Origin of the sequence: Metabacillus sp. FJAT-52054 (assembly GCF_037201815.1) — a bacterium.
In the GTDB taxonomy this organism is placed as follows: domain Bacteria; phylum Bacillota; class Bacilli; order Bacillales; family Bacillaceae; genus Metabacillus_B; species Metabacillus_B sediminis.
In genome coordinates this window covers 4,011,170-4,034,947 of sequence record NZ_CP147407.1, presented here as the reverse complement: position 1 = coordinate 4,034,947, position 23,778 = coordinate 4,011,170, and the positions used below count along the sequence as shown (strand labels likewise).

Here is a 23,778-nt window from a genome sequence, read left to right as displayed (position 1 = left end):
GCGTTTTCAAAAAAAGGTGTAACTTTTTAACTATGAAAAAATAACGACTCATTGTTATGAGTTTATCATCAAGACGGACTTATATCTCTATAAATTTTTGAAGATTCGTTATTTTTTGATGAAAAAAGAAGTTAAAAAGTGGGCTATTGAATTCCGCTGCAGCCGTGGGATGTGATCAGCCCCTAAAGCAGATTTGTGCCTGCGGGATTCTCACCTTCAATTACGGGGGGTTTCGTGTCGATTACGGGCAATTCCATGTCGATAGCGGGCGGTTTCGTGTCGATTACGGGCAATTCCATGTCGATAGCGGGCGGTTTCGTGTCGATTACGGGCAATTTCATGTCGATTACGGGCAAAACGACAGTTCCTGTCTCCAAACAGAATAAAGAGACGCCCGGAACACCGTGCGTCACTCATACTTTACCAATATACTCAACCATCACCCTACATCCGCTCAGGCGCCGGCAGCCCAAGTATCTCCAGCGCATCTCCCATCGTTTCTTTAAATTGAGCGGTAAGCCATAGTCTTAAGGCTTTTTTCTCATCGGTCGCTTTCATGATCGGGCAGGCGGCGTAGAAGTTGTTGAAGAGGGTGGCGAGTTCATGAGTATAGGTGCAGATGATGCTTGGTGCAAGCTCGCTGAAGGCTGATTTCAGCGTATCCGGCCATCCCGCAATGTGGCGGATTAAGGCATATTCTGCTTTTTCCAGATGGCTGATTTCGCTTGGTTTTATGTTGATCTCTGCTCCGGCTTTCGCTAAAACGCTCGCTGCCCGGGCGTGGGAGTACATTAAGTAGACGCCTGTATTTCCGGTTACCTCGGTGGCTTGCTGGATGTCAAAGACGACCTCGGTCAGCAGGCTGAAGCGAAGCAGGTAGTAGCGGATGGATGCCGCGGCAATTGTTCTGCTTGAGAGCCCGTTTTTCTCTGAACGGGTCTGGTCGATGATGCTTTCCATCCGGTCCAGCAACTCAGCTATTTTGATGCCGATTCCCTGTCTGCCTGACATCGCATACGATGCTTTGCCGTTGGAGGTGTCGATGCCGAGCTCCTTGGCAGCACGGGGACTTAGGGACACCACGCCGTAGCTTACATGACGGAGCTTTTCGGCTTGTTCTGCATACCCAAGAATTTCGAGCGCCTGCTTGACCATCGCCTGCGGATATTCCTGGCGATAATCGATGACATTGATGACAAGATCGGCCTTCCCATAGGATGAACGGGTTCCATTGGAGCTCGTCGTCCAAAGCTCTTCTGTAAAGCGCTTATACAAAAAATCGTTCTCAAGCAAACCGAATTTCCATAGATGGTAGGCGATATCCTTCGCGGTGTACGTCAAAATTCCGTTCGAACGAACCAAAACTTTGTCGAGGCTATGTTCGGAATCAGGCGCTTCACTTTCAGAGGAAGGCTGCTTTAAAACCCAGCACCCCTCAAGCTTGCCGGACGTTTCACGGTGAAATTGCTCTGTTTGTTTCAGCAATTGGAACGCGGAAGCCCAAAATCCCTCCCTCACAATATTGCTTTCCCACACGAGCAGGTCATAGCCTATGCCGAATTCATTCATTTCTTCAAGATGCTCACGGACAATCCGCTCAGCAACAAGGGAACCGACCCACGATAGATTATCCTTTCCTTCTTCAATGGCGTGCAGAATGTTCGTCCGCTGTTCCAGCAGAGGCGGATTCTTTTCGTACTCTTTATTGACCTTCGAGTAGATATCCCAGCAAAAGTCTCCAAAACGGGAGTGCTCCTTTTTCTCAGCGATGTTCAAAATGCCTACAACCGTATCTGCCAGCTGATTTCCTAAGTCATCAATATAGTTGTGCACCTCGACATCGTATCCGGTTCTTTTCAAAAGGCGGACGAGGACATCGCCAATGCATGAATTTCTCAGATGGCCGATATGTGCGGACTTGTTCGGATTGATGGATGTATGCTCAATCACGGCCTTTTCACCTGTATTCATAGGCAGGGCGAATTCTTCTTTAGCCCATTGTTTCCAATCTATATACAGATTGATAAATCCCGGGGGTGCAATGTCAATTTTGCTCACCAGGTGATTTGCGCTGCCGCCCTCCTCCAGCTTATCTTTTAGTATCCCGGCAATGACAATCGGCGCTTTGCGCAGGGATTTAGCGAGCTGCATCGCAATATTAGTGGAATAATCTCCATGCTCCAGATTGGCAGGCTGCTCAATGTGAATCTTTAGATCCTCGGTATAGACGAGACCGAGCTCTGTAAAAAGACTTTTAACCGCATTTTCCATGCTGCCTGCAATTACTTGGCTAATCATTTGATCCCTCCTTCAAAATAGAAAAGCCTCCGTCTCTGTAAAAGAGACGAAGGCTTAAGCATTCGCGGTACCACTCTTGTTGTTAAACATCTGTTTAACCACTTTAGCAAAATAACGGTTTTTAGCCGTGGCCTCCTACTATAAGCGTTCAGAAGCCATTCTCGTGGGTCCGTTTCCCTGTTAACGCAGTACCGGCTTTCACCGCCCCGGCTCGCTTTGACGTCAGTTAACAGATACTCTCCCAGTCCTTGAATTTCGATATGTTTTGTAACAGTATATCCAAATTGAAGAAAATGTCAATCCTGTTTCGTGAGGACCTCTATATAAAACTGACTTTCATCGTGTTAGACTAATGTTTTAAGAATGAAAATACGCGATTGACTGTTCCGAAAGCAGTCAATTAACAGGAGATAACGAACAATATGGATAATAATGATCGCTTAATACGTTTACGATATGCACTTGATTTGAGAAATTCTGAGGTGGAAGAGATCTTTGGATACGGCGGCATTGAATTTGCGAGAGAAGATATTGGCAAAATCCTTACTAAATCGAGTGATGAAGAGGATGATGACAATCACATCCCGTGCAGTCCGTTCATGTTCGAGTCATTTTTAAACGGCCTTATTGTGTTTAAAAGAGGAAAGCAGGAAAATCAGCAAGGACAGCCTGAAAAACCTGAAATGACACTCATACATCCCAATAATGTCCTGTTAAAAAAGGTGAAAATCGCTTTATCCTTAACAGCGGAGGATATGCTTGAGGTGTTAGAACTTGCCGGAGTCACGGTAACAAAGGGTGAACTTGGCGCCTTGTTAAGGAAAGAAGGCCACAAAAACTATAAAGAATGCGGAGATAAATATGCCCGTAATTTCTTAAAAGGATTAGCGGTTAAATATCGAGGATAGGAACGGCGGAAAACATGATTCATACGTATTCAGGTGAAACGATAAGCTTTGACGTCCGATACAAAAAGCGTTCGACCATAGGCATTTATGTAGATGGTTATGGAAATGTGGAAATCCAGGCCCCAAAAGGCACTCCGGACGAATCCGTGCTGAGAGTAGTGGAGGAAAACTGGAATCGGATTCAGCAAAAAGTAAAAGAAAACAAGGAACGTCTGCTGGGTCCTCAGGTGAAGATGTATGAGCAGGGAGAGAGCTTTCTTTATTTAGGAAAAGTCTACTCCTTAAAGATTCATCATGATCTGCAGGCGGAGCAGGATCATGTCCTCTTTAAAGGGGAAGAGCTGCAAGTAGTCATGAGCCAGCTCGAGGATGAAAAAATAAAACAGGCGTTAAAACGGTTTTATTATCAGCAGTGCAAGGCTTTGGTGGAAAAGCGGATCACCGCTCATCAAAAGCACTTCAAAACAAAGCCCCGTTCCATCCGCATTACGGATAGTAAAACGACTTGGGGAACGTGTGATTCGGAGCTGCGGTTAACCTTTAACTGGCGGCTCGCAATGGCGCCGCCGAGAGTGATCGACTACGTGGTCGTTCACGAAATGTGCCACATGGTCCATCTTAATCATGACCGCTCCTTTTGGCGTCTTGTTGGGAAAATGATTCCGGACTATAAGGAAGATGAAGGCTGGCTGGCACGGTCCAGCTGGAAAATGACGGTCTAAAAAAAAAGGATGAGTCCAAGCTGTTTCTAGCTTGGCTCATCCTTTTTGGTTACCATTCTTTCGGGTAGTAATTTAATTCACTGAATAACTGATTTTTTTCTTTTTTCGATAGATCTCTCCATTGTCCAGGGGGAAGGTTTCCTAAATGGATATTCATGATCCGGACCCTCTGCAGCCTGAAAACCTCGTAGCCGAGCTCTTCGCACATCCGGCGGATTTGGCGGTTCAATCCCTGCTTCAGGATGATTTTAAAGTCAAATTTTGAAAGTTGCTCCACTTCACACGGAAGTGTTTTCGTTCCTAAAATTTTCACACCGCTTGCCATCTTTTCTATAAACTCCGGAGTAATCGGCTTGTCCACGGAAACGATGTATTCTTTTTCATGCTCGTTTTCAGCACGCAGAATTTCGTTCACGATATCCCCATCATTTGTCAAAAGAATCAAGCCTTCGGATTCCTTATCCAGACGTCCAACATTATAAATTCTTAAAGGGTGATTGACCAAATCCACAATGTTGCCCTTTACATTTTTTTCAGTGGTGCTGGTGATGCCGATCGGTTTATTTAAAGCGATATACACATTGTTTCTGGACACCTGGATCTGGTCTCCGCTTACCCGGACATCGTCCCCGGGCTCAACCCTGTCCCCAATTTTCGCTTTCTTGCCATTGATCATGACCCGGCCTTCTTCAATCAGCCTGTCTGCACCCCGTCTGGACGCCTTGCCAGATTCGCTGATGAATTTATTAATACGCATGTTTATCACAGCCTTAAGTTTGAATTATACGTTTAAGAATACCTCAACTGTCTGTGTATTCTCAAGAGCTTAGACGAACTTAATGCGGGAAAGGTGCCATAAGTGTGCGGCCGAGCGAGGTGCCTGTCCCCCAGAATTTTACCGTATTAAAGCTTTGGCACCAGCCATTCAAACCGTTGATACATAAGGGCTCAAAGCGTTGAGTCTCTGTCCCCCGATGCGGTGAAGGATAAGGGGACTGGCACGGTGCCAGTCCCCCAGAATTTTACTGTAATAAAGCTCTGGCACTAACCGTTCAAACCGTTGGTACATAAGGGATCAGAACATCAAGCCTCTGTCCCCTGATACGGTGAAGCATGATGGGACTGGCACCTTCACTAATAGGAGTATTTTCCCGTTTTAACGTTCTTTTACTACTGTACCTGAAAAGCGGTCATGTGGAAGGATTGCTCCTTCTTTGTCTTCGAACGTATTACGGCTTTTTAAGTAATCTAAAGTACTCACTGTATCCCTGTATCCCATTCGCTTAATGATTTGACGGGATGTCAGTTCTGAACCATCCTCATTCTCAAGTGCCAGTCCCATTTTTTTATAACCAATGGTTTGGCCTCTTTGGCGCATCTGTGCGTACTCAAGTGTCCACATTACAATGGTCGGTGTTATCAAAGCATGTACGGCTTCACTTTTCACTTTTTTCCGCAGTAAATACTCAACACCAGCCGTTACAGCGCTTGAAATGGCCAAGTCGATTAGAAACGCTTTTGTTCGTTTTTTCGTTATGGAATTCACCAATGTTCCTCCTCTAATTCTTTTGTTTGTCCAGTAAGTATACGAATTTCCAGTCATTAAGTTTCATTCTGTCTGGACGCTAACGCAGAAGAGGCCCACCGCCTGGAGCCGCCATCAACCTCATCCACCTGTGTATCATAAGAACAAAGAAACAGCAAAAAACAAATGCTTGAGGAACTAAAAAAGAGCACCCATAAAAAGTATGGATGCTCTTTTTTTATATCACAAGGTCAAACCACCAAACTCAGCAGCAGGATAAACACCAGCCCCGAAACAGAGATAATGGTCTCAAGCAGTGTCCACGTTGCGAATGTTTCTTTCATCGTTAATCCAAAGTATTACTTGAACATCTAGAATCCAGCGTCATTTACGTGGGACGCAATCAAGCTTCCCGCTCCGGTTGCAAGAACGACCAATGCAAGGTTCACGTCTGTTTGGCCAAGCAGAGGGATGACTAATCCTGCCGTTGTAAGGGGCTTTATTTAACTGCACAAGTATGTGATGAGTAAATGATAACGGAGTATGGTAAATTTATCGGGTGGACGGCGAACGGGTGGGTGAAGGTGAGAAGGATTTTCGAGGTTAAGGGGTAAAACAAAATAATGCCTTGATGGCAAAACTTTTTTAAAGGGAGGAATTATGATGTCCGATGAACGAATATCAGCTCAGAAAGCGATGAAACGCTGGAAAATGCATCGAAATGCTTTGATCCAACTCGCAGCGGTATTCCCTGAATCAAGCGGTTCGTGGCGTCCTTGGAAGGAAGGGATGACGGTGATCGAACTCGTCCATCACCTCGCCTGGACTCCGGAGTTCTTCCTGGCTCCAATCGAGGGGCGGGAAATGGATATCCCTCCTGTTCCGGAAACACTATCGGAAGCCCGCAAGCTTTTAGAAGAGCTCACAAACGTACATGAAGAGATCCTCGCGTCGCTTACAGATGAAGATTTAAACAGCGAAACAACCATTGATCTCTTTAAACTGACGGAACCGACTGAAGATATGCTCTACCGTCTGATTGGCCACGAGGCGCATCATAAAGGACAATTGATTCTGTATGCCCGCATTCTCGGCGCGGAACCGCCATTTTATGTTGATTTGAGTTTGTAAGCAAAAGAAGCAGACCGGTCTTTATTGGCCTGCTTCTTTTAAATGCTTTGAATTAGGCTTGCGAATCAATCTGTCTCACAATTCTCTCGCAAATCTCATGGGTAATGAGTGAATCCTTAATGGAAGGATTCGGAACACGATTTTCCCGCACACATTCAATAAAATGATCCATAATCTGATAGAATCCCCGCTTGAACAGAGTCGGCTCCCAGTCACCAAACTTCGTCACGCTGATGTTTTTATTATGGAAATGGGTCGTTTCGACAAGACTGTTTACTATATATTTATGCCGGCCGGCCGAGTATTCAATGATTTCTTCCGTCACGCCGCCATTTCGGTTCATGATTCCGATCGCCGTGCAGCCGTCTCCAATCAGCTGAACGATGATGTGATCCAGAAGACCTTCATTTTCCATGAACTCTGTTTTTACATCCTTTACCTCTGTCCCCATCAGGAACCGGAGGGTATCGACCACATGGATAAAGTCCTCTACGACAAATCTTCGGACATGATCAGGGGAGGCAAACCGATTTTTCTGCATCAAAATCAGGCTTGCTTTGCCGTGTTCTTTCAGCTCTTTGACACGGGGGATGAATCTTCTGTTGAAGCCGGTCATCGCGATCTTGCCGCTTTTTTCAGCGAGCTCTGCGATTCTTTTTGTTTCGCTGAAATCCAAAGATACAGGCTTGTCTATGTAGACGCTGATTCCGTTTTCTAGCAGCTTTTCCGCCGTCTCTACGTGCGCTTCTGTCGCAGTACTGACAATAGCGGCATCGATGTTCTTAGTCAGCAGTTCGTCCACTGTCTGAGCCGTTTCCGCATGTCTGTAGACCTGGGCAAGATGCTGCAGCGTGTCCTGATTCCTCGTACAAAGCACAAGCTCTAGATCTTTTCTTTCCGATAGCACGGGCAGGTACGCTTTTTTGGCGATGTCGCCAAGTCCGATGATTCCCATCCTCATCTTTCTTTCCTCCTCTGTTAAAATGGTAGGTAAAGTATAGCATGCACGATTGAAATCTTTCTTTAAGGAGCCTTTGCTTTGAAAATAGAGCTAAACAAAAAAATTATCGAAAAACTGTGCGGACAGGTCTCCCTTAAGAGCGGAGATTCCTTGCGCCGTTCCAATAAAGTGAAGTTCCAGGAGTACCGCGAGAATGGCTGTCACGCGACCGTTCAGAGTACGGAGGATTTCCGCGTTTCGGTCACGGTGGAACCTGATGGTACGTTCCATGCAGCATGCAGCTGTCCGAAGCTTATTTCCTTTAAGCAGCAATGCCAGCACATAGCGGCGGTCTTGCTGACGATTGATGAACATCAGACAATCGGGACGGTTCCTGAGATCCAAGCGGAGGGAGAGGCACCCGCCGTTCCTGACTATGCCTTGACGGAGGAATTGCTGACGGCCTTCAAGGACCGGCAAAACCGTAAAACAGGGGAGCAGAACTACTTTGAAAATCGCACCGTACTGAATGCGGTGTTTACGTGCAAGCCGGTTCAAAGGGAAGACGGTGAGCTTCTGCTTGCACTGGAACTCACTGTTGAATCGGTAAAAGTCCGGAAGATGAAGGCCTTTCTGGAAAACATCATAAGCGGACAGCCCTTCCAGCTTACGTCCCACTTCAAGTTTGATCCATTGTCTCATTGTTTTACGAAAGAATCAGATGCTGTGATTCAGCAGCTTTTTAAGGTTGTACAAAATGAGACGGCTGAAAAGGAAAGCCATCAGCTGCTCCTTTCTCCTTTTTCATGGAGTCTGCTTCTCCCATCCCTTATGAGAGCGCCTTTTGCAGAGCTTGAGGTCAACGGGGAAATCTATTCGGGTCTTCGTCTATCTGAAGGCGTCCTGCCGCTTCAATTTGATTTTTACGAAGAAGGCAGAGGGTATGAGCTGAAAGCGGGTGGATTGCAAGACCTGATTTTCTTGAAGCCCTACCAATCGGTTTTATCTACAGGAGTATTGTTTCAGCTGGGGACGGAAAATTTTGAACGCTTGGCTGAACTGAAACGGGTCATTGATGCTTCAGGAAAAAACACGATTCCCATTCCTCCGCAGCAGGTCAATCTTTATCTGGAAAAAGTGGTTCCAGGGCTCCGAAAGCTCGGGGAGGTTGCCGTTTCAGAGACGATTTCCAAACGGATGGCTGAAGCATCGCTAACAGCCAAACTCTATTTGGACAGAGTGAAAAACCGGCTGCTTGCAGGTCTTGAATTTCATTACGGAAATATTGTTTTTAATCCTCTCGACGAACAGGAAGTGCGCGCTCTGTCAAGGGTTATCCGCGATTCGGAGAAGGAGGATCTGATCCTCAAGCTGATGGAGGAAAGCTCGTTTGCCCGGACGGACAGCGGCTATTATCTGCAAAATGAGCTTTTGGAGTATGAGTTTTTGTATCATGTACTGCCGAAGCTTGAAAAGTTTGTCCAGGTGCATGCTACGACTGCCGTTCGAAGCCGGATTTTTAAAGAGACGGCAGGACCGAGAATCAAGGTGGAGGCTAAACGGGAGCGCACGAACTGGCTGGAGTTTAAGTTTGAAATGGACGGAATCCCGGAAAAAGAAATCCGCGATGTTCTGGCGGCACTGGATGAAAAGCGGAAATATTACCGGTTGCGAAGCGGGGCTCTGCTTTCCCTTGAAACACGGGAATATGAGGAGATTTACCGATTCTTAACAGCGATGCCGGTACAGGCGGAGGACTGGGAAAAAGAGCTTGAAGTCCCACTGATCAAAGGGCTTCAGCTTCTGGATTCCATTAAAGTTTCCGATACACTGACGCTCGAGGACTCGGTTCAGCAGCTGCTGAACGGTCTTCTCCACCCGGATGAGCTGGAATTTGCTGTTCCCGAGAAGCTGGAATCTGTTCTGAGGGATTACCAAAAAAACGGATACCGGTGGATGAAATCACTCGCCAGGAACGGATTTGGAGGGATTCTTGCGGATGATATGGGGCTTGGGAAAACGCTGCAAAGCATTGCGTATATCGTGTCCGTTCTTCCTGAAATCCGCCGGTTAAAAAGGCCGGTCCTGATTGTTTGCCCTTCTTCCCTGCTGTATAACTGGAAAAATGAAATCGGCACGTTTGCACCGGAAATCGAGGCCATCATCATGGACGGCAGCCGGACGGAGAGAGCGGACCGTTTCCGGGATGATGCAGCTGCAGATGTCCTTATCACGTCCTATCCGCTTGTGAGACGGGATATACACGAATACGAAAAACGGGTTTTCCATACGGTCTTTTTTGATGAAGCGCAGGCCTTTAAAAATCCAATCACACAGACGGCAAGAGCTGTCAAAAGGATTCAGGCCGATCACCGGTTCGCGCTGACAGGAACACCTGTGGAGAATTCGCGGGAAGAACTTTGGTCGATCTTCCATGTTGTCTTTCCGGAGCTGTTAATGGGGTTGAAGGAATACAGCACGCTCACAAGGAAAAAGGTCGCAAGGCGAATTCGTCCTTTTATGCTCCGCAGAATGAAGGAGGACGTGCTTTCCGAGCTTCCTGAGAAAATTGAGTCGATGGAAATCGTCGAGCTGCTCCCCGAGCAGAAAAAGCTGTACGCGGCCTACCTGGCAAAGCTTCGCCACGATACCCTGAAGCACTTGGATAAAGAGACCATTCAAAAAAACAAGATTAAGATTTTAGCCGGAATTACACGGCTGCGGCAAATCTGCTGTCATCCATCCCTGTTCGTTGACGGATACAGCGGAGGGTCGGCGAAATTTGATCAGCTCATGAACATCCTGGAGGAGGCCCGCCTCTCAGGTAGAAGAGTGCTGATCTTCTCCCAGTTCACCTCCATGCTTGACATGATCGGACGAGCATTAGCGGTTCAGGGCTTGCCGTATTTCTATCTGGATGGCCAAACCGCACTCGCGGAAAGGGTTGAACTGTGTACCCGGTTTAATGCAGGCGAACGGAATCTTTTTCTCATTTCACTGAAAGCGGGCGGTACAGGCTTGAACTTAACAGGCGCGGACACCGTCATTCACTTTGATACATGGTGGAATCCAGCGGTGGAGGAACAGGCCGCTGACCGTGCGCACCGGATGGGACAGACGAACACAGTAAACGTCATCAAGCTTGTCACACGCGGCACGATTGAGGAGAAAATGAACGAGCTGCAGGATAAAAAGCGGCAGCTTATTAAAGAAATCGTGGATCTGGATGAGAAAATGCCGTTTACGCTGACGGAAGAGGATATACGGGATTTGCTGAGGGTATAGAGTGAAGTTTATTCATAAGCGTTCTATTAGGAATCATAAGTATGAAGGAATGAGCTCTGCTTAAGGAGGAGAAATTCATGAAGCTTAAGGATAAGACCATGAACGTATTCCATTCTTTAAAGAAGCCTTCCAAGAAAGAATTGAAGGAAGTTCTGCAAAAATTGGATGTCAAGCTTGAAGAGGTGGCCCCAATGCTGAAATCAGCGGATGGAAATCCTTACTACCGCAAGCTTATCTTTCAAAATGATGAAGTCGAATTACTCGTTATGAATTGGTCGCAGGTGGAGTGTGCTCCCCATGATCATGGAAATTCACAAGGATGGATTCAAGTGCTGAATGGAACGTCTCTTAACACCGTATATGAAGTGAGCGAAAAGGGGTGGCCGTCTGAGTTATTTGAAGAGATCCATCAAGAGGGGAAGTTGTTTTATGCACCAAGGAAAGGGGTGCATAAGATGAAGTCTGCAGGAGGGACTGATTTAGTTACACTGCATCTTTATTCCCCTCCGATCACTGGGATGATGGTCTACGACCTGGATGCATGTGCGGCTTGCGTCGTATCGGATGATTGCGGAGCATGGTGGACTGAAGAAATGCGCCAGAAAGTAAAGGAGATTGAGCTGCCCAAAACTCAATGATATAAAAATACCTTCAGCTGTTCCTTACCATCCAAGGTTGCAAGCAGTACATGCTGAACCTCCGCTTGATAAAGGCTTTCCAAACGGCTGATCACCCAGCTTTCCTCCTTGTGCAGCTGGCGTAATACCTCGGATAGCACCCTTCCCTCCATAATTATCGTTCTGGGAAAGTCAAATGGCTCCGATTTTAGCTTAAGGGAAGCGGGTGTAAGGGGTTCGTAATCCGGATGCAAAAATACGGATAGTTTCCCATCTGCTTCCCAAATGGCTAATGCTACTTTTTTTACGTCGTCTACTTTATCTTCTCTTAATTCCTCCAAAAGCACATCAATAGAAATTCTTGCTTTTTTTAATCCCTTATTAAGAATTTCACCATTTTCTACGACGGTAATGGATTTATGATTAATGAATCTTCTAAAACCAGGCCACTTAAGGTTCAGCTGAATACCCAGACTATACAAGGCGACTAATACAATCGTGGAAACAATTGAGCCCTGCAATCCCAAGTGCTGATCAGATAAGGGGTGTGCAATGATATTTCCGATGACTAAGGCAATGACGAAATCGAGCAGCCGCAGCTGGGAAATGGTGCGCTGGCCTAATACTTTTGCGACAATCACTAAAAAGACAAAACCGATAACCGACCGCAGAACCCATTCCATGATGGTGAGCGTTTCCTGGCTTTGATAAAAATCCATTCCTGACACGTCCTTTGCTTCAATAAGTGCTTTTTAGTGTGTCACTACTCATTCAATTTTATAGGGAGAGTTCATCTGGTTTAAAAAGCATTCCTTTAGGAGATGGTTTATAGACCTTTCCGAAAAAGGAGGCGAAAATAAGTGAGCTTAATCTCTCTCTCAGATGATCGATTAACAAAGGCGAAATCACTGCTAGCCAGAGCTTCCATGTACCAGGAAGAACTGCTCCAGACCCCGATTTCTCATGAGTTCATCGAAAGAGCCACACCGGTTGTCTGGCTCGGGGAGGCGGTTCCGGGCAGCTGGGTGACCATGGCCACCAATCCGTCTCCAAAGGAATTTCTCAATCAGAACGATCAGCTGCTGCTTGGGGACCTGGCAAGATTTCATATTCGGGAAGAGGGACGATCATTAGCCGAGTATGCGAAGGATGAGGCTCAGTTAGAGTCTGCGATTGAGTTCTATCAATCGTATTTTAAGGAGGGAAAAGCGTACCGGACATGGTTTGGCAAACCCGGGGGAGCGAAGCTGGAAGGTTTCTTAAATGGAATGGGCGGTTCTTTTTACGGATCTCCCCATCTTCAAAACGTGGTTCATTCGGACTTTTTCCCTTTTGCAACACGTACGCATATGGGGAGGATTAAAGAAAAGCTTAGTTTGCTCGGTTCTGATTTTTCACGGGAGTTTTTGCAGGAAAAGCTCGAGTTTTTAAGGCCCGGCATGGTCATTCTTCTAGGGAGAGAGCACTGCGCTCTGTTTGAAAGGGTCGAACCTGGGATTGAATTTGATCCGCCGAAAGCGATGGAACCCTACCCAAGCGCAGCCTATCAGCTTGGCTTTCATTCGAGGCTTGGAATTCCGCTGCTTGGCCTTCATTTTAAGCCGTCCGAGCAATTCCTTGGGTTAGGCGGGGGACAGGATAAAAATGGCCAAAGCCATGGGAAATACGGGACAAAAGCGGCGTTGAACGAGATAGGGAGTGAAATTGCACAGAATTTGGAATCCTTTACGAACGGATGAAATAAGGTCCGCAGCGTCATCACAAACGTCCACTTCTGTTCCCATTCCTATTACATATAAATCCGGAAAATCCTTATGGAGCCGATCGTAAGTCAGATCTTCCATGTGGTGCTACATGAATGATTAGATAGAAATCATCAATAAATTAATAAAAGGAGGTGCACTTCCCCTCCTTTTTTTGCTTTTGGAAAGCTTGAATTAGGTCGAAAGACCGCTAGCAATGTCAATATCTATCAAATTGAGTAGTTTTACCTGTTTTAAATTCCATAAAATAGGATAATATAATAGAAAAAGGAGGATAACTATGAAAAAAATTCTTGTTATTGCATTAAGCTGTGCTTTGTGTTTTCTGCTAATTGGTCAAACGAATGTCTCAGCAGCAAAGTTAAAATTTGGTGACGTAAAAACAGTACAAATAAAAATGAGTAAAAGCCAATTGCAAACTAAATTTAATAACGCCGCCTTATTGAATAGCTTAACAAATAATAAAGCTGTCGATGGAGGGTTTTTAGCTTATGTAAGTGCTCTAGCCAAAAGTAGTGCTAAGAAAGCAGGGTTATATGGGTTTATAGGAGGAGCAACATTAATGGGGTTAAATAAACTCACGGCTGCAGAAAAAAAGGACTTTGCTCAGAAGTTAAAACTTGTAAATCAAAAGAAGGCAAAAGGGATAATTATAACCACGAAATATAAATATACTCAAAGTTTTGATATAGGAGATTCATCTGCCAAAGGTTATTGGATACGGACTGGTCCATCAAAAATCAAAACATATTAAACGTAAAAAAGGAAAGTAACAAGTTACTTTCCTTTTTTACTATTAATCTATTATATGGACATTACTAACTTAAATAATTCCTTCTTAAACAACCTTTATATATTCTATTTCTTTATGTTCATCCTCCGTTGGAATGCTTCAGCAAATCTCCGCGTTCCTCTGCCGTCACAATCGAGCAGCCGGATTTGCAGGATTTATTTAAAGCGCATGTGCCGCATTTTCCCTGGCGGCTTTTTTTGAAAAAGGAGACAACCATCCATGTGGCGTATCCAAAAATGAGCAGTCCTAAGATGATGCTTGCGATCATATCGGAAACCTCCTCTTATACGATAAATTGCCCTGCTTTATAAACCGCAAGGGCCACGATATAGGCGATGGCAAACGAATAGCCAATCGAGAACAGTGTGATCTTTGTGCTGCCCGTTTCTTTTTTCATGATGGCGACTGTTGCCAGGCATGGTGTGTACAGCAGAATAAACACAAGGAATGTATAGGCTGAGAGCGGTGTGAAATAGTTTGGCAAAAGCCCTGCCATCGTTTGTCCATCCGGTACGTGATACAGGATATTCATGGTTGCCACGACCACTTCCTTCGCAAGGAAGCCGGTAATGAGCGCAGAAACCGCCTGCCAGGTTGCAAATCCAAGCGGAGCGAAAATAGGAGCTACAGCGCCACTCGCAATCGCCATAAAGCTTTCGTCGATTGGAACGTCTGCTCCTCCAGGTCCAAGGTAAGAAAACAGCCAAATAAAGACGGTTCCTCCCAAAATGAACGTTCCTGCTTTTCGCACAAACCCTTTTCCTTTGTCCCATGTACTTTTCAGCAGCTGCCGCATTTGCGGAGCGTTATATGGAGGCAGCTCCATAACAAAATAGGATTTTTCATTTTTCAGGAAAAGCGAAAGAATTTTTGCGACGATCATTGCGACTACGATCCCGAGAACGTACAGGGAAAGGACGATCAGTGCCTGGTTTTTCTCAAAAAAGGCTGCCGCAAACAGAGCGTATACGGATAGTCTTGCCGAACAGGACATGAACGGCGACACGAGAATGGTCAGCAATCGTTCCCTTGGCTGTTCAATCGTTCTCGCTGCCATAATGGACGGAACATTGCATCCGAAACCGATGACAAGAGGGATGAACGCTTTTCCGTTCAGTCCGATGTATTCCATCAGGCGGTCCATCACAACAGCAACCCGGGCCATATATCCGGAATCCTCCAATAAGGAAATAAAGAAAAACAGAATAAAGATTTGCGGGACGAATACGAGAACGCCGCCTACACCCGCAATAATTCCATCAAGGACAACAGCCTTGATGAACGGTGTGGCACCGATGCTGTTCAATAGCAGCTGAGCTCCACTGGTTAAAGGACCTGTGAAAAAGGAATCCAGCATATCGGAGATGGGGGTTCCAAGCCAATCAAACGTCAGCTGGAAAACCGCAAACAGGATGAGAAGGAAAAAGGGAATGCCCAAAACTGGATGAATCGCAATTTTGTCTATCCAGGCGGTCAAAGGAAGGCTTTCGCGCTGACCCTGCTGTTCGGTCACCTGCTCAACCAATTGGGTGATAAAGGCATTTCTTGTTTTGTACATATCATCTTCCGCAGAATGGCCTGCTGCTTTGAAAAGCTGTTCCTCAGCTTCTTCCTTTATTCGGCTGAGTCCCGGAAACTTCTTGTTCATTTCCAGCTGAATGAGTTCATTGTTCATCAGATATTGAACCGCGACCCAGCGCTTTTTCATGTTTCCTTCTTCACCTATTTCAGTAAGCATGCGTGCAATAGCCGCTTCAATGATTGGATGGTAGGAAATCATAAAGGGAGCAGACGAATGAAGCGGCTCGTTTTTAAACAGCTGGGTAATCTCTTCACAGCCATGTCCTTTGCGGGCAACAGCTGAATAGCTCTTCACACCAAGCAGTTCACCGAGACGCTCTAAATGAATGGATATGCCGCGCTTTTCAGCTAGGTCCATCATATTCAATACCACGACTTGAGGAAGATTCGTTTCTAAAAGCTCAATCGTTAAATAAAGGCTTCTTTCGAGCTGATTGGCGTTGACGATATTGAGAATTTGCTGCGCTTCCTCCTGAAGAAGAGCAATGGATGCGACTCTCTCATCATTGGAAAGAGGATTAAGGGAATAGACACCGGGCAAGTCAATCAAAGATTGCATGGAGTCTTTAATCTTGCCGACCTTTTTATCAACCGTTACGCCGCTCCAGTTTCCTACATATTCGTAAGAACCGGTGATTTGATTGAATAAAGAGGTTTTTCCTGTATTCGGATTGCCAAACAGTGCCGTATTCATGAAAGACGAGCCCCTTTAATGCAGAACGTGTCCTTTCTGCGAATGCCGACCCTTTGTCCGGAGCACTCCAATAGGCATGGCCCTCCAAGCGGACAATAGCGGATCACTTTGACCTCTTTTCCTTCGTAAACGCCCAGATCCTTCAAACGGCGTTTAACAAATGGATGGAGCTCGGTTAAATCCTGTATTTTAAATGTTTCATTCTGTTGAATTTGGTTTAGGTTCATCGTGGTTCACCTCATAATAATGATACTCATTATCAATTAACATCTGAACCTAGTGTACTCTAATTATCCCAATTCGTAAATAACCTGAAAATATTTTTTGAAAGGGCTATCATACATATTAATTCGCTACATCCCTTTTCACAAAAGCAGCCCAAGCCAAGCCAAGAAAAGATATAAAATGAAACAGCAATACCAATAGGGTGAATAAGGGGCTCATGCCTTCAAATAGCGGTACATTTCCTCTTGCATATTGACCGAAACCCGTATTGGAAAACAGCAAAAACCGCCCCCACGCCACATCGTAATGGGCAAGTAGCTGAACAGCGCTTTTGGCTGCAAGAAGGATAATGAAAGTCAATCCTACAGAAAGGACCGTGCTTCTGAAAACGGCTGAGAGCATAAAGGCAAAAGTCGCCGTAATGATCGTTTCAATCAGACAGTCACCGTAATCGATTAAAGCAGTTGTTAAGAGCGGACCGCTTTCTGCGGCGTTTTGAAACCCGAATAAGAGCATTCCGAGAAAGACAGATAGAAAAAAATACAATAGAACGATATAAACACTGAAAAGAACCGTTGTTATGTACTTAGAAAGAAGAACCTTTGAACGGGTCGCTTTTCTAATCAATAAAAATTTAATCGTTCCCCGTTCAAATTCGCTCGCTACGATGGCGCCGGCAATTGCGACGGTGAAAAAAGGGAGCATACCTAAAAAACCGGTGCTGAACGATAGGAATCCGAGATAATTCTCCTCTACTCCCGCACCAGCCAGCATTTTCTTCATAAATAGAGCCATGACGAAGCAGATCACAGCGAGTCCGATCGCCAGTGCCCAGCTTCCTTTTTTCAAAAAGATTTTCATATGTTCGTTTTTTAACAGCCGGATCATTCCGTTGCCTCCTCTATAAGCTCGAGGAATGATTCCTCTAAGTTTTTGCGTTTTGGATGGATGGCGAAGACGTCAATTCCGTTTTCTGTGAGTGTCCTGTTGATGAGCGGAATTTCCTCTCGCCTCACGAGGAATTCCAGACCGCCGGGCACAGGTGCTGGAGAGTAGGCTTTTGCTGCTTCCTCCGCCTCAAGAGGTTGATTTACCTCGAATAGGACACGAATTGGCAAATCGCTAGCCTCATATCGAACATTTTGAACGGACAGAATCTCGCCTTTTTTGATTATCGCCACTCTGTCACACATGTCTTCTACTTCTTTTAGCAGATGAGTGGAAATGACAATGGCTACATTCTCTTTGTCCCGCAGATTTTTCAGGTATTCGCGAAGTTCCCGTATACCGGATGGATCTAGACCATTTGTTGGTTCATCCAATAGCAGCAGCTGCGGTTTATGGAGGACCGCCTGCGCAATACCAAGCCGCTGCCGCATGCCTAACGAATAGGTGCGGACCGGATCATGAATTCGCTCTCCCAATCCCACCAAATCTACGACTTCCGCAATTCTGCCTCTCCCGATTGGGTCGCTCATGTTTGCAAAATGAACGAGGTTATAATAACCGCTCATATAATTGTAAAACTCCGGATTCTCTACAATGGCACCAGCGAGGCTGACGGCTTTCTCAAAGTCCTTTTTTATGGAATAGCCGCCGATGGATATTTCCCCGGCGTTTAAGGAAACAAGTCCGAGAACGGATCGGATCATGGTCGTTTTACCGGAGCCGTTTGGGCCCAGCAAACCGAGAATTTCACCTTTTTTCACGGTCAGGCTGACGTTTGAAAGGATTTGGTGATGCTTAATCCTCTTACTGACATTTTCGATTTGCAATACAGGTGTTTCGTTCATCCTGCTCCTCCTTGTTCGTGATGATCTCTTTTGACTATAGCTTAAGACAGAGGAGCGTGGATATGGAAAACAGCAAAGAAAAAAACCAGTTTGCCAATCAAACTGGTTTTTTGGCTCATTATTGCTATTCATTTTAAGAATTGAGGAAGTTGATTAAACCCCGGTTAAATTCCTCGGCATGCGTAGCGTTGAAGCCATGAGGAGCGCCTTCAATCACAACAAGCTCACTTCCTGGAATCGTTTCATGGGTACGCTTGCCGCTCACTTCAAACGGTACAGTCCCGTCTGAATCCCCATGAATGATGAGTGTTGGGACGGTTATTTTCTCCAAGTCGCCCCGAAAATCGGTTTTAGCGAACGCTGCGATACAGTCAAGGGTGCCTTTTGGAGACGCCATTGCTGCAATATCCCGGTTATAGAGACGGAACGGCTCGCTGACAAGGTCTGTCTTGTCTCCGGCTGCAAAGAAGTTGTGAGTAAACGTATCAAGAAACGCGATCCGGTCTCCCTTTACTCCGTTTTGGAACTCTTCAATTGCCCCATCATCAAGACCTCCATCGGGGTTATCCGATGCCTTGTACAGATAAGGAGGGACGGCTGCGGCGAAAACCGCTTTGCTCACCCGTTCTGTTCCGTATGTGCTTATATAGCGTGCTACTTCTCCGCCGCCCATTGAAAAACCGACAAGTGCCGCTTCACGAAGGTCTAAGTGCTCAAGCAATTTGTTCAGATCGGCTGCGAATGTATCATATTCATAGCCGCTATAAGGCTGCGAGGATTTTCCAAATCCTCTGCGGTCATATGTAATGACTCGATAGCCTGCATCAATTAAAGCAGGCACCTGCTTTTCCCAAGAACGCCCGCTAAGCGGCCATCCGTGAATCAGTACGACAGGTTTCCCCGTTCCTTGATCTTCATAATAAGTTTCAATTGGTGCATCGTTTTCATTACCAACAGTTAGCATTGCCATGATTATCCCTCCAAGCAAAAATTCGGATGAACCCGAAATTTCTAAACACGCTGCTTTTTTCATCCTGTAAATGCCAATTACCCCGATTTGTTTTTAGGTAATCTTTTAAATGTTCTTTATGGAAAGATTTGATTAGGTCTGGTGCTTAGAACATTGATGTAAAAACGAATGACAAAAAATAATATTTGTCATTCGTTTTTTGTTTTGTTATGATGACACTATAAACAAACAAATGGGAGGTCTCAAAATGGAAAATATAAAAATTGGTGCATCGAAAATCGGTTTAGGATTAATGGGCATGTCGGATCTTTACGGTGCAGCGGACAGAAACGAAAGCATTGCGACAATTCATGAAGCATTAGAAAAAGGAATAACCCTTTTGGATACAGGAGACTTTTATGGAACCGGCCATAATGAGCTTTTGCTCCGGGAGGCTTTACAGGGGAAGAAGCGGGAGAATGCATTCATCGCAGTAAAAACGGGAGTGCTCAGATCTCCGGATGGCGGCTGGATCGGGATGAATAACCGGCCTGAGGCAATGAAAAATAATTTAGCACAGACCCTTCAGAAGCTTGGTACGGATTACATTGATTTATACCAGCCTGCACGGGTTGATCCGAATGTGCCGATTGAAGAGACCATAGGCGCAATGGCAGATATGGTCAAAGCCGGATATGTGAAGCACATCGGCCTTTCAGAGGCAAATGCTGCAACTATACGCCGGGCACACAAGGTTCATCCGATCAGCTGGCTTCAAATCGAATATTCTTTATTCAGCCGCGGAATTGAGAAAGAAATCCTCCCGACTATAAGGGAGCTTGGAATCAGCTTGTCTGCTTACGGTGTTTTATCCCGGGGATTGCTGAGCGGCAAGTGGTCCAAGGATCGTCAAGGCGCTCCAGATTTCCGTTCTTTTGCTCCGCGCTTTATGGGAGAAAATCTGGACAAGAACCTGGCTCTTGTAGAAAAACTGCGTGAAATTGCCGAAGAAAAACAAGCAAATGTCGCACAGCTTGCGATCGCATGGGTTCTTTCTAAAGGCGAGGATGTTATTCCGCTGATCGGTGCCCGAAAACGTTCCCAGCTTCAAGATGCATTTGGTGCCTTGAATCTTGAGCTCACTGAAGCGGATCTGGCCAGAATTGAAGAGGCGGTTCCTGCTGAAGCGGTAGCCGGGACACGCTATGCAGCTGAACAAATGGGAATGCTGGGAGTCGAATAAAGAATGGCAGAGCAATTAACAAAAGAAGAAATCCTGGATGCGGCGGAACAAGTGCTGCGCCGTTTTGGACCAGAGAAAACAAGCGTGGTAGATGTAGCCCGGGCCTTGAATATTAGCCACGGAACGATATACCGCCATTATCCAAGCAAAGCTTCGCTGAGGGAAGCGGTGGCTGAGAGGTGGCTCCACAGCATCATTCAGCCCCTGAAGAAAGTTTTCAAGAAAGAATGCTCATCAACGGAACGGCTCCTTTTGTGGGTGGAAACATTGATTGGCATTAAGCACTCACTCGTAAAGGAAGATCCTGAGCTGTTTAGCATGTACACTTCTCTAGCTGAAGAGTCAGTAGATGTGATAACCGCTCATATTAGTGAATTGGTTGGCCAGATCATTCCGATTGTTAAAGAAGGAATGGCAAATGGCGAGTTCAAATCCGCTGATCCTGAGACAGCTGCTAAAGGCATCTTCATCGCTACAGCTAAATTTCATCATCCGGCACACGCAAAAGAATGGGCCTCCCCGGATATAGATGCGGAATTTAGAATGGTTTGGGATTTGATTCTTTCCGGAATTATAAAATAAGAAAGCCGGTTTTCCTGGGGAAGGAAGACCGGCTTTTATCGTACAGGTTTGGTGCGACGAAATTGAAGTTGGAGTTTTTGAAAAGAATCTAAAAAGGCAATCTGTTCCCCGTTCGTACCTATTTTTGAAGAAATGTTGACAATTTTCTGATAGATTGATAGTGTTATAAAAAAATAATTTCTTATCCAGAGAGGTGGAGGGACTGGCCCTTTGAAGCCTCAGCAGCAGGTCTGTACAGACACTGTGCTAATTCCAGCGGGTGAATAGCCTGATAGATAAGCTTGTTCTTTTATTTGTCAGTCACGCACTCTTTGCGAAAAGGGTGCGTTTTTCATTTTTCTGGGTGTGGAACAAAGGAGAGTCAAGATGGAGAGAGAGACTGGATTTCAGCGGAAAATGCAATCAAGACATCTTATTATGCTTTCACTCGGAGGTGTAATTGGGACCGGATTATTCCTGAGTACAGGCTACACCATTCAGCAAGCAGGGCCATTAGGCACACTGCTTTCCTACCTTGTCGGTGCGGTGGTCGTTTACCTTGTTATGCTTTGTCTGGGAGAGCTATCGGTACATATGCCTGAAACAGGGGCTTTTCACAGCTACGCTGCTAAATACATTGGGCCTGCAACAGGGTACACGGTTGCCTGGCTGTACTGGCTGACGTGGACGGTTGCACTCGGATCGGAGTTTACGGCGGCCGGACTGCTGATGCAGCGGTGGTTTCCATCCGTTAATGTTTGGATCTGGAGTGCGCTGTTTGCGGTTTTGATCCTTGTATTAAATGCTGTGACCGTTAAATTTTTTGCAGAATCAGAGTTCTGGTTTTCTTCTGTGAAGGTGGCAGCCATCGTAATCTTCATCATCTTGGGTGGAGCTGCCGTTATCGGGATTCTTCCTCTGGCTGATTCTGAACCTGCGCCTTTTCTGTCAAACTTCACAAATGAAGGCTTGTTCCCGAATGGAGCGTTTGCCGTTCTGATGACGATGCTTGCTGTGAATTTTGCCTATTCGGGGACAGAACTGATCGGCATCGCTGCCGGAGAAACGGCGAATCCGGAAAAAACCATACCTAAGGCGATTCGGACAACGGTGTGGCGATTGATTATTTTTTTCGTTGGAACGATTGTTGTCCTGTCTGCGCTGCTGCCTTCCTCGGATGCCGGTGTGCTGAAAAGCCCGTTTGTGGCGGTTTTCGAGAGAATCGGAATTCCTTATGCTGCGGATGTGATGAATTTTGTTATCCTGACCGCCATTTTATCCGCCGCCAACTCTGGTTTGTATGCGGCGTCCAGAATGCTCTGGTCCCTCGCGGATAAGAAAACGATCTCCCCTGTTTTTGCAAAAGTAACGAAGCGCGGCGTGCCGTTAAATGCGCTTCTTCTCAGTATGGCCGGAGGCGGCTTGGCCCTGCTGTCAAGTGTCATTGCACCGGACACGGTCTACATCGTCCTTGTTTCAATTTCTGGTCTTGCTGTCGTGGCAGTTTGGATGAGCATCAGCGCGTCTCAGTTTTTCTTTAGAAGGCAATATATCAGGCAGGGGAAATCGGTAGAGGACTTGGGATACCGGACACCGTTTTATCCATTCGTGCCGATTGCATCTTTCGTCCTTTGTCTCGCGTCACTGATCGGAATCGCCTTTGATCCGACACAGAGGATTGCCCTTTATTGCGGCATTCCCTTTATCCTGTTTTGCTACGGAAGCTACTATGTAACCCAGACTATGAAGAAGAGGGGCGAAGTTTATGCCGAAAAAACTCAATCCAATTGAAGAGATTTTAGCTGCCTATCCCGTCATGATTCTTGATGGCGCTCTTGCTACAGAGCTCGAGCGCCATGGCTGTCACTTAGATGATCCCCTGTGGTCGGCAAAGGTGCTGCTCGAAAATCCTGAATTGATTTATCAGGTTCATACAGATTATTTCCGTGCTGGAGCTGACTGCGCAATTACGGCAAGCTACCAGGCAACGGTCGATGGATTTTCAAAGCGGGGAATGGAAGAAGCGGTGGCACTGGATCTTATCAAAAAGACGGTGCAGCTCGCTAAGAAGGCAAGAGACGATTTTTGGGAGGGGAATGAGCAGGCGAACCGTCCTAAACCGCTTGTTGCAGCATCGATTGGCCCTTATGGAGCCTATCTTGCTGATGGATCAGAGTATAGAGGAAACTATGGTGTGACAGATGAAGTGCTGGCTGCATTTCATCGTCCTAGAATGGCAGCCTTAATAGAAGCGGGTGTGGATGTGCTGGCCATTGAAACGATTCCTTCTCTTCAGGAAGCGAGAGTTTTAGCCTCGCTCGTAAAAGAATTCCCGGAAGCTTATGCCTGGCTGTCTTTTTCCTTGAAAAATGATGCGCAGATCAGTGACGGCACTCCGCTTGAGAAATGTGCAGACCTATTGGATGGAAACAGCCAGATTGCCTCGATCGGAATCAATTGTGCCCCGGCATCTCTTGTTGCGGAATCCGTTAAAAGACTCAGCGCCCGGACCGAAAAACCGGTAATTGTCTATCCGAACTCAGGAGAAGCATACGATGCCGCTACCAAAACGTGGCATGGGCATGAGTCCGACCATGAACTGGATCATGAATCCGACGACTGGTACCGTGCCGGGGCCCGGCTGATAGGCGGATGCTGCCGCACAGGTCCGCAGCATATTGAAAGACTTTCGGAAAAGTGGCGGGCAGCTGAGAAAGGACTGGAGCGGGCATGATATACTTGGAGAATCC

The 23,778-nt window shown here is 46.1% G+C and carries 22 protein-coding genes, 1 pseudogene, 1 riboswitch and 1 other annotated feature; of the genes and pseudogenes, 11 read left to right on the top strand and 12 right to left on the bottom strand.

Annotated elements, in window-relative coordinates:
* Positions 1–444: 444 nt before the first annotated feature.
* A complete protein-coding gene (gene argS / locus WCV65_RS20725; protein WP_338779103.1) occupies positions 445–2,298 on the bottom strand; it encodes an arginine--tRNA ligase in 1,854 nt (617 codons plus the stop codon).
* A gap of 39 nt (positions 2,299–2,337) precedes the next feature.
* Positions 2,338–2,556 (bottom strand) — a binding site (T-box leader).
* A 164-nt stretch (positions 2,557–2,720) separates the two neighbouring features.
* On the opposite strand from argS, the gene WCV65_RS20720 reads away from it, so the two are divergent.
* Both WCV65_RS20720 and WCV65_RS20715 read left to right on the top strand, forming a co-directional pair.
* Positions 2,721–3,206, top strand: a complete 486-nt coding sequence (locus WCV65_RS20720; RefSeq protein ID WP_338779102.1) for a DUF1456 family protein — start codon at positions 2,721–2,723, stop codon at positions 3,204–3,206.
* Positions 3,207–3,220: 14 nt separating this feature from the next.
* Positions 3,221–3,928 (top strand): SprT family zinc-dependent metalloprotease, encoded by a 708-nt coding sequence (locus WCV65_RS20715; RefSeq protein ID WP_338779100.1) that lies wholly within the window; start codon positions 3,221–3,223, stop codon positions 3,926–3,928.
* A 49-nt stretch (positions 3,929–3,977) separates the two neighbouring features.
* Here WCV65_RS20715 and rluF read toward each other — a convergent pair whose 3' ends face one another.
* From rluF to WCV65_RS20700, 3 genes and pseudogenes are all read right to left on the bottom strand, one after another.
* Complete coding sequence (gene rluF, locus WCV65_RS20710) at positions 3,978–4,685, bottom strand: 23S rRNA pseudouridine(2604) synthase RluF (protein ID WP_338779098.1); 708 nt, start codon at positions 4,683–4,685, stop codon at positions 3,978–3,980.
* Positions 4,686–5,084: 399 nt separating this feature from the next.
* Positions 5,085–5,474, bottom strand: a complete 390-nt coding sequence (locus tag WCV65_RS20705) for an RDD family protein (protein WP_338779096.1) — start codon at positions 5,472–5,474, stop codon at positions 5,085–5,087.
* Between the two features lie 230 nt (positions 5,475–5,704).
* A pseudogene (locus tag WCV65_RS20700) lies at positions 5,705–5,947 on the bottom strand (gluconate permease); the annotation flags it as partial.
* Between the two features lie 169 nt (positions 5,948–6,116).
* Here WCV65_RS20700 and WCV65_RS20695 point away from each other — a divergent pair.
* A complete protein-coding gene (locus WCV65_RS20695; protein WP_338779095.1) occupies positions 6,117–6,584 on the top strand; it encodes a DinB family protein in 468 nt (155 codons plus the stop codon).
* A gap of 52 nt (positions 6,585–6,636) precedes the next feature.
* On the opposite strand, the gene WCV65_RS20690 is transcribed toward WCV65_RS20695, so the two are convergent.
* Positions 6,637–7,545 (bottom strand): Gfo/Idh/MocA family oxidoreductase, encoded by a 909-nt coding sequence (locus WCV65_RS20690; RefSeq protein ID WP_338779093.1) that lies wholly within the window; start codon positions 7,543–7,545, stop codon positions 6,637–6,639.
* A gap of 78 nt (positions 7,546–7,623) precedes the next feature.
* Between WCV65_RS20690 and WCV65_RS20685 the strand changes: the two genes are divergently transcribed.
* Together WCV65_RS20685 and WCV65_RS20680 are read left to right on the top strand one after the other, a co-directional pair.
* Positions 7,624–10,809: an SNF2 helicase associated domain-containing protein gene (locus WCV65_RS20685; RefSeq protein WP_338779091.1), complete on the top strand. Its 3,186-nt coding sequence runs from the start codon at positions 7,624–7,626 to the stop codon at positions 10,807–10,809.
* Positions 10,810–10,886: 77 nt separating this feature from the next.
* Positions 10,887–11,447: a cysteine dioxygenase family protein gene (locus tag WCV65_RS20680; protein WP_338779089.1), complete on the top strand. Its 561-nt coding sequence runs from the start codon at positions 10,887–10,889 to the stop codon at positions 11,445–11,447.
* Here the strand turns inward: WCV65_RS20680 and WCV65_RS20675 are convergent.
* Positions 11,441–12,145, bottom strand: coding sequence for a DUF421 domain-containing protein (locus tag WCV65_RS20675; RefSeq protein ID WP_338779087.1), 705 nt, complete (start codon positions 12,143–12,145; stop codon positions 11,441–11,443). The two genes, WCV65_RS20680 and WCV65_RS20675, sit on opposite strands and share 7 nt — an antisense overlap.
* Before the next feature lie 141 nt (positions 12,146–12,286).
* Here WCV65_RS20675 and WCV65_RS20670 point away from each other — a divergent pair, with 141 nt between their 5' ends.
* A complete protein-coding gene (locus tag WCV65_RS20670; protein ID WP_338779085.1) occupies positions 12,287–13,165 on the top strand; it encodes a hypothetical protein in 879 nt (292 codons plus the stop codon).
* A 304-nt stretch (positions 13,166–13,469) separates the two neighbouring features.
* Positions 13,470–13,943, top strand: coding sequence for a hypothetical protein (locus WCV65_RS20665; protein WP_338779083.1), 474 nt, complete (start codon positions 13,470–13,472; stop codon positions 13,941–13,943).
* Between the two features lie 118 nt (positions 13,944–14,061).
* On the opposite strand, the gene WCV65_RS20660 is transcribed toward WCV65_RS20665, so the two are convergent.
* The 6 genes from WCV65_RS20660 to WCV65_RS20635 all read right to left on the bottom strand — a co-directional run bounded on the left by WCV65_RS20660 (position 14,062) and on the right by WCV65_RS20635 (position 19,245).
* Positions 14,062–14,250 (bottom strand): FeoB-associated Cys-rich membrane protein, encoded by a 189-nt coding sequence (locus WCV65_RS20660; RefSeq protein WP_338779081.1) that lies wholly within the window; start codon positions 14,248–14,250, stop codon positions 14,062–14,064.
* Positions 14,251–14,265: 15 nt separating this feature from the next.
* A complete protein-coding gene (gene feoB, locus WCV65_RS20655; protein ID WP_338779079.1) occupies positions 14,266–16,257 on the bottom strand; it encodes a ferrous iron transport protein B in 1,992 nt (663 codons plus the stop codon).
* Positions 16,254–16,484, bottom strand: a complete 231-nt coding sequence (locus WCV65_RS20650) for a FeoA family protein (protein WP_338779077.1) — start codon at positions 16,482–16,484, stop codon at positions 16,254–16,256. The genes feoB and WCV65_RS20650 overlap by 4 nt, the downstream gene beginning before the upstream one ends.
* A gap of 118 nt (positions 16,485–16,602) precedes the next feature.
* On the bottom strand, positions 16,603–17,370 hold the full coding sequence (locus WCV65_RS20645; protein WP_338779075.1) for an ABC transporter permease: 768 nt from the start codon (positions 17,368–17,370) through the stop codon (positions 16,603–16,605).
* Positions 17,367–18,275 carry an ABC transporter ATP-binding protein gene (locus WCV65_RS20640; RefSeq protein WP_338779073.1) on the bottom strand — a complete coding sequence of 303 codons (909 nt, stop codon included), beginning with the start codon at positions 18,273–18,275 and terminating at the stop codon, positions 17,367–17,369. The genes WCV65_RS20645 and WCV65_RS20640 overlap by 4 nt, the downstream gene beginning before the upstream one ends.
* Positions 18,276–18,408: 133 nt before the next feature.
* Positions 18,409–19,245: an alpha/beta hydrolase gene (locus WCV65_RS20635; RefSeq protein ID WP_338779071.1), complete on the bottom strand. Its 837-nt coding sequence runs from the start codon at positions 19,243–19,245 to the stop codon at positions 18,409–18,411.
* Positions 19,246–19,492: 247 nt separating this feature from the next.
* Here WCV65_RS20635 and WCV65_RS20630 point away from each other — a divergent pair, with 247 nt between their 5' ends.
* The 4 genes from WCV65_RS20630 to mmuM all read left to right on the top strand — a co-directional run bounded on the left by WCV65_RS20630 (position 19,493) and on the right by mmuM (position 23,762).
* Complete coding sequence (locus WCV65_RS20630) at positions 19,493–20,467, top strand: aldo/keto reductase (RefSeq protein WP_338779069.1); 975 nt, start codon at positions 19,493–19,495, stop codon at positions 20,465–20,467.
* Between the two features lie 3 nt (positions 20,468–20,470).
* Positions 20,471–21,049: a TetR family transcriptional regulator gene (locus WCV65_RS20625; protein WP_338779067.1), complete on the top strand. Its 579-nt coding sequence runs from the start codon at positions 20,471–20,473 to the stop codon at positions 21,047–21,049.
* A gap of 178 nt (positions 21,050–21,227) precedes the next feature.
* Positions 21,228–21,331, top strand: a riboswitch (SAM riboswitch).
* 84 nt (positions 21,332–21,415) lie between these two features.
* Complete coding sequence (gene mmuP, locus WCV65_RS20620) at positions 21,416–22,819, top strand: S-methylmethionine permease (protein WP_338779066.1); 1,404 nt, start codon at positions 21,416–21,418, stop codon at positions 22,817–22,819.
* Complete coding sequence (gene mmuM, locus WCV65_RS20615; protein ID WP_338779065.1) at positions 22,794–23,762, top strand: homocysteine S-methyltransferase; 969 nt, start codon at positions 22,794–22,796, stop codon at positions 23,760–23,762. The genes mmuP and mmuM overlap by 26 nt, the downstream gene beginning before the upstream one ends.
* Positions 23,763–23,778 lie beyond the last annotated feature (16 nt).

Excerpts from the sequence above, each read along its gene's own strand:
- argS (WP_338779103.1), bottom strand. The coding sequence starts at position 2,298 with ATGATTAGCCAAGTAATTGCAGGCAGCATGGAAAATGCGGTTAAAAGT.
- WCV65_RS20720 (WP_338779102.1), top strand. The coding sequence starts at position 2,721 with ATGGATAATAATGATCGCTTAATACGTTTACGATATGCACTTGATTTG.
- WCV65_RS20715 (WP_338779100.1), top strand. The coding sequence starts at position 3,221 with ATGATTCATACGTATTCAGGTGAAACGATAAGCTTTGACGTCCGATAC.
- rluF (WP_338779098.1), bottom strand. The coding sequence starts at position 4,685 with ATGCGTATTAATAAATTCATCAGCGAATCTGGCAAGGCGTCCAGACGG.
- WCV65_RS20695 (WP_338779095.1), top strand. The coding sequence starts at position 6,117 with ATGTCCGATGAACGAATATCAGCTCAGAAAGCGATGAAACGCTGGAAA.
- WCV65_RS20690 (WP_338779093.1), bottom strand. The coding sequence starts at position 7,545 with ATGAGGATGGGAATCATCGGACTTGGCGACATCGCCAAAAAAGCGTAC.
- WCV65_RS20680 (WP_338779089.1), top strand. The coding sequence starts at position 10,887 with ATGAAGCTTAAGGATAAGACCATGAACGTATTCCATTCTTTAAAGAAG.
- WCV65_RS20675 (WP_338779087.1), bottom strand. The coding sequence starts at position 12,145 with ATGGATTTTTATCAAAGCCAGGAAACGCTCACCATCATGGAATGGGTT.
- WCV65_RS20665 (WP_338779083.1), top strand. The coding sequence starts at position 13,470 with ATGAAAAAAATTCTTGTTATTGCATTAAGCTGTGCTTTGTGTTTTCTG.
- WCV65_RS20660 (WP_338779081.1), bottom strand. The coding sequence starts at position 14,250 with ATGATCGCAAGCATCATCTTAGGACTGCTCATTTTTGGATACGCCACA.
- feoB (WP_338779079.1), bottom strand. The coding sequence starts at position 16,257 with ATGAATACGGCACTGTTTGGCAATCCGAATACAGGAAAAACCTCTTTA.
- WCV65_RS20650 (WP_338779077.1), bottom strand. The coding sequence starts at position 16,484 with ATGAACCTAAACCAAATTCAACAGAATGAAACATTTAAAATACAGGAT.
- WCV65_RS20645 (WP_338779075.1), bottom strand. The coding sequence starts at position 17,370 with ATGATCCGGCTGTTAAAAAACGAACATATGAAAATCTTTTTGAAAAAA.
- WCV65_RS20640 (WP_338779073.1), bottom strand. The coding sequence starts at position 18,275 with ATGAACGAAACACCTGTATTGCAAATCGAAAATGTCAGTAAGAGGATT.
- WCV65_RS20635 (WP_338779071.1), bottom strand. The coding sequence starts at position 19,245 with ATGGCAATGCTAACTGTTGGTAATGAAAACGATGCACCAATTGAAACT.
- WCV65_RS20630 (WP_338779069.1), top strand. The coding sequence starts at position 19,493 with ATGGAAAATATAAAAATTGGTGCATCGAAAATCGGTTTAGGATTAATG.
- WCV65_RS20625 (WP_338779067.1), top strand. The coding sequence starts at position 20,471 with ATGGCAGAGCAATTAACAAAAGAAGAAATCCTGGATGCGGCGGAACAA.
- mmuP (WP_338779066.1), top strand. The coding sequence starts at position 21,416 with ATGGAGAGAGAGACTGGATTTCAGCGGAAAATGCAATCAAGACATCTT.
- mmuM (WP_338779065.1), top strand. The coding sequence starts at position 22,794 with ATGCCGAAAAAACTCAATCCAATTGAAGAGATTTTAGCTGCCTATCCC.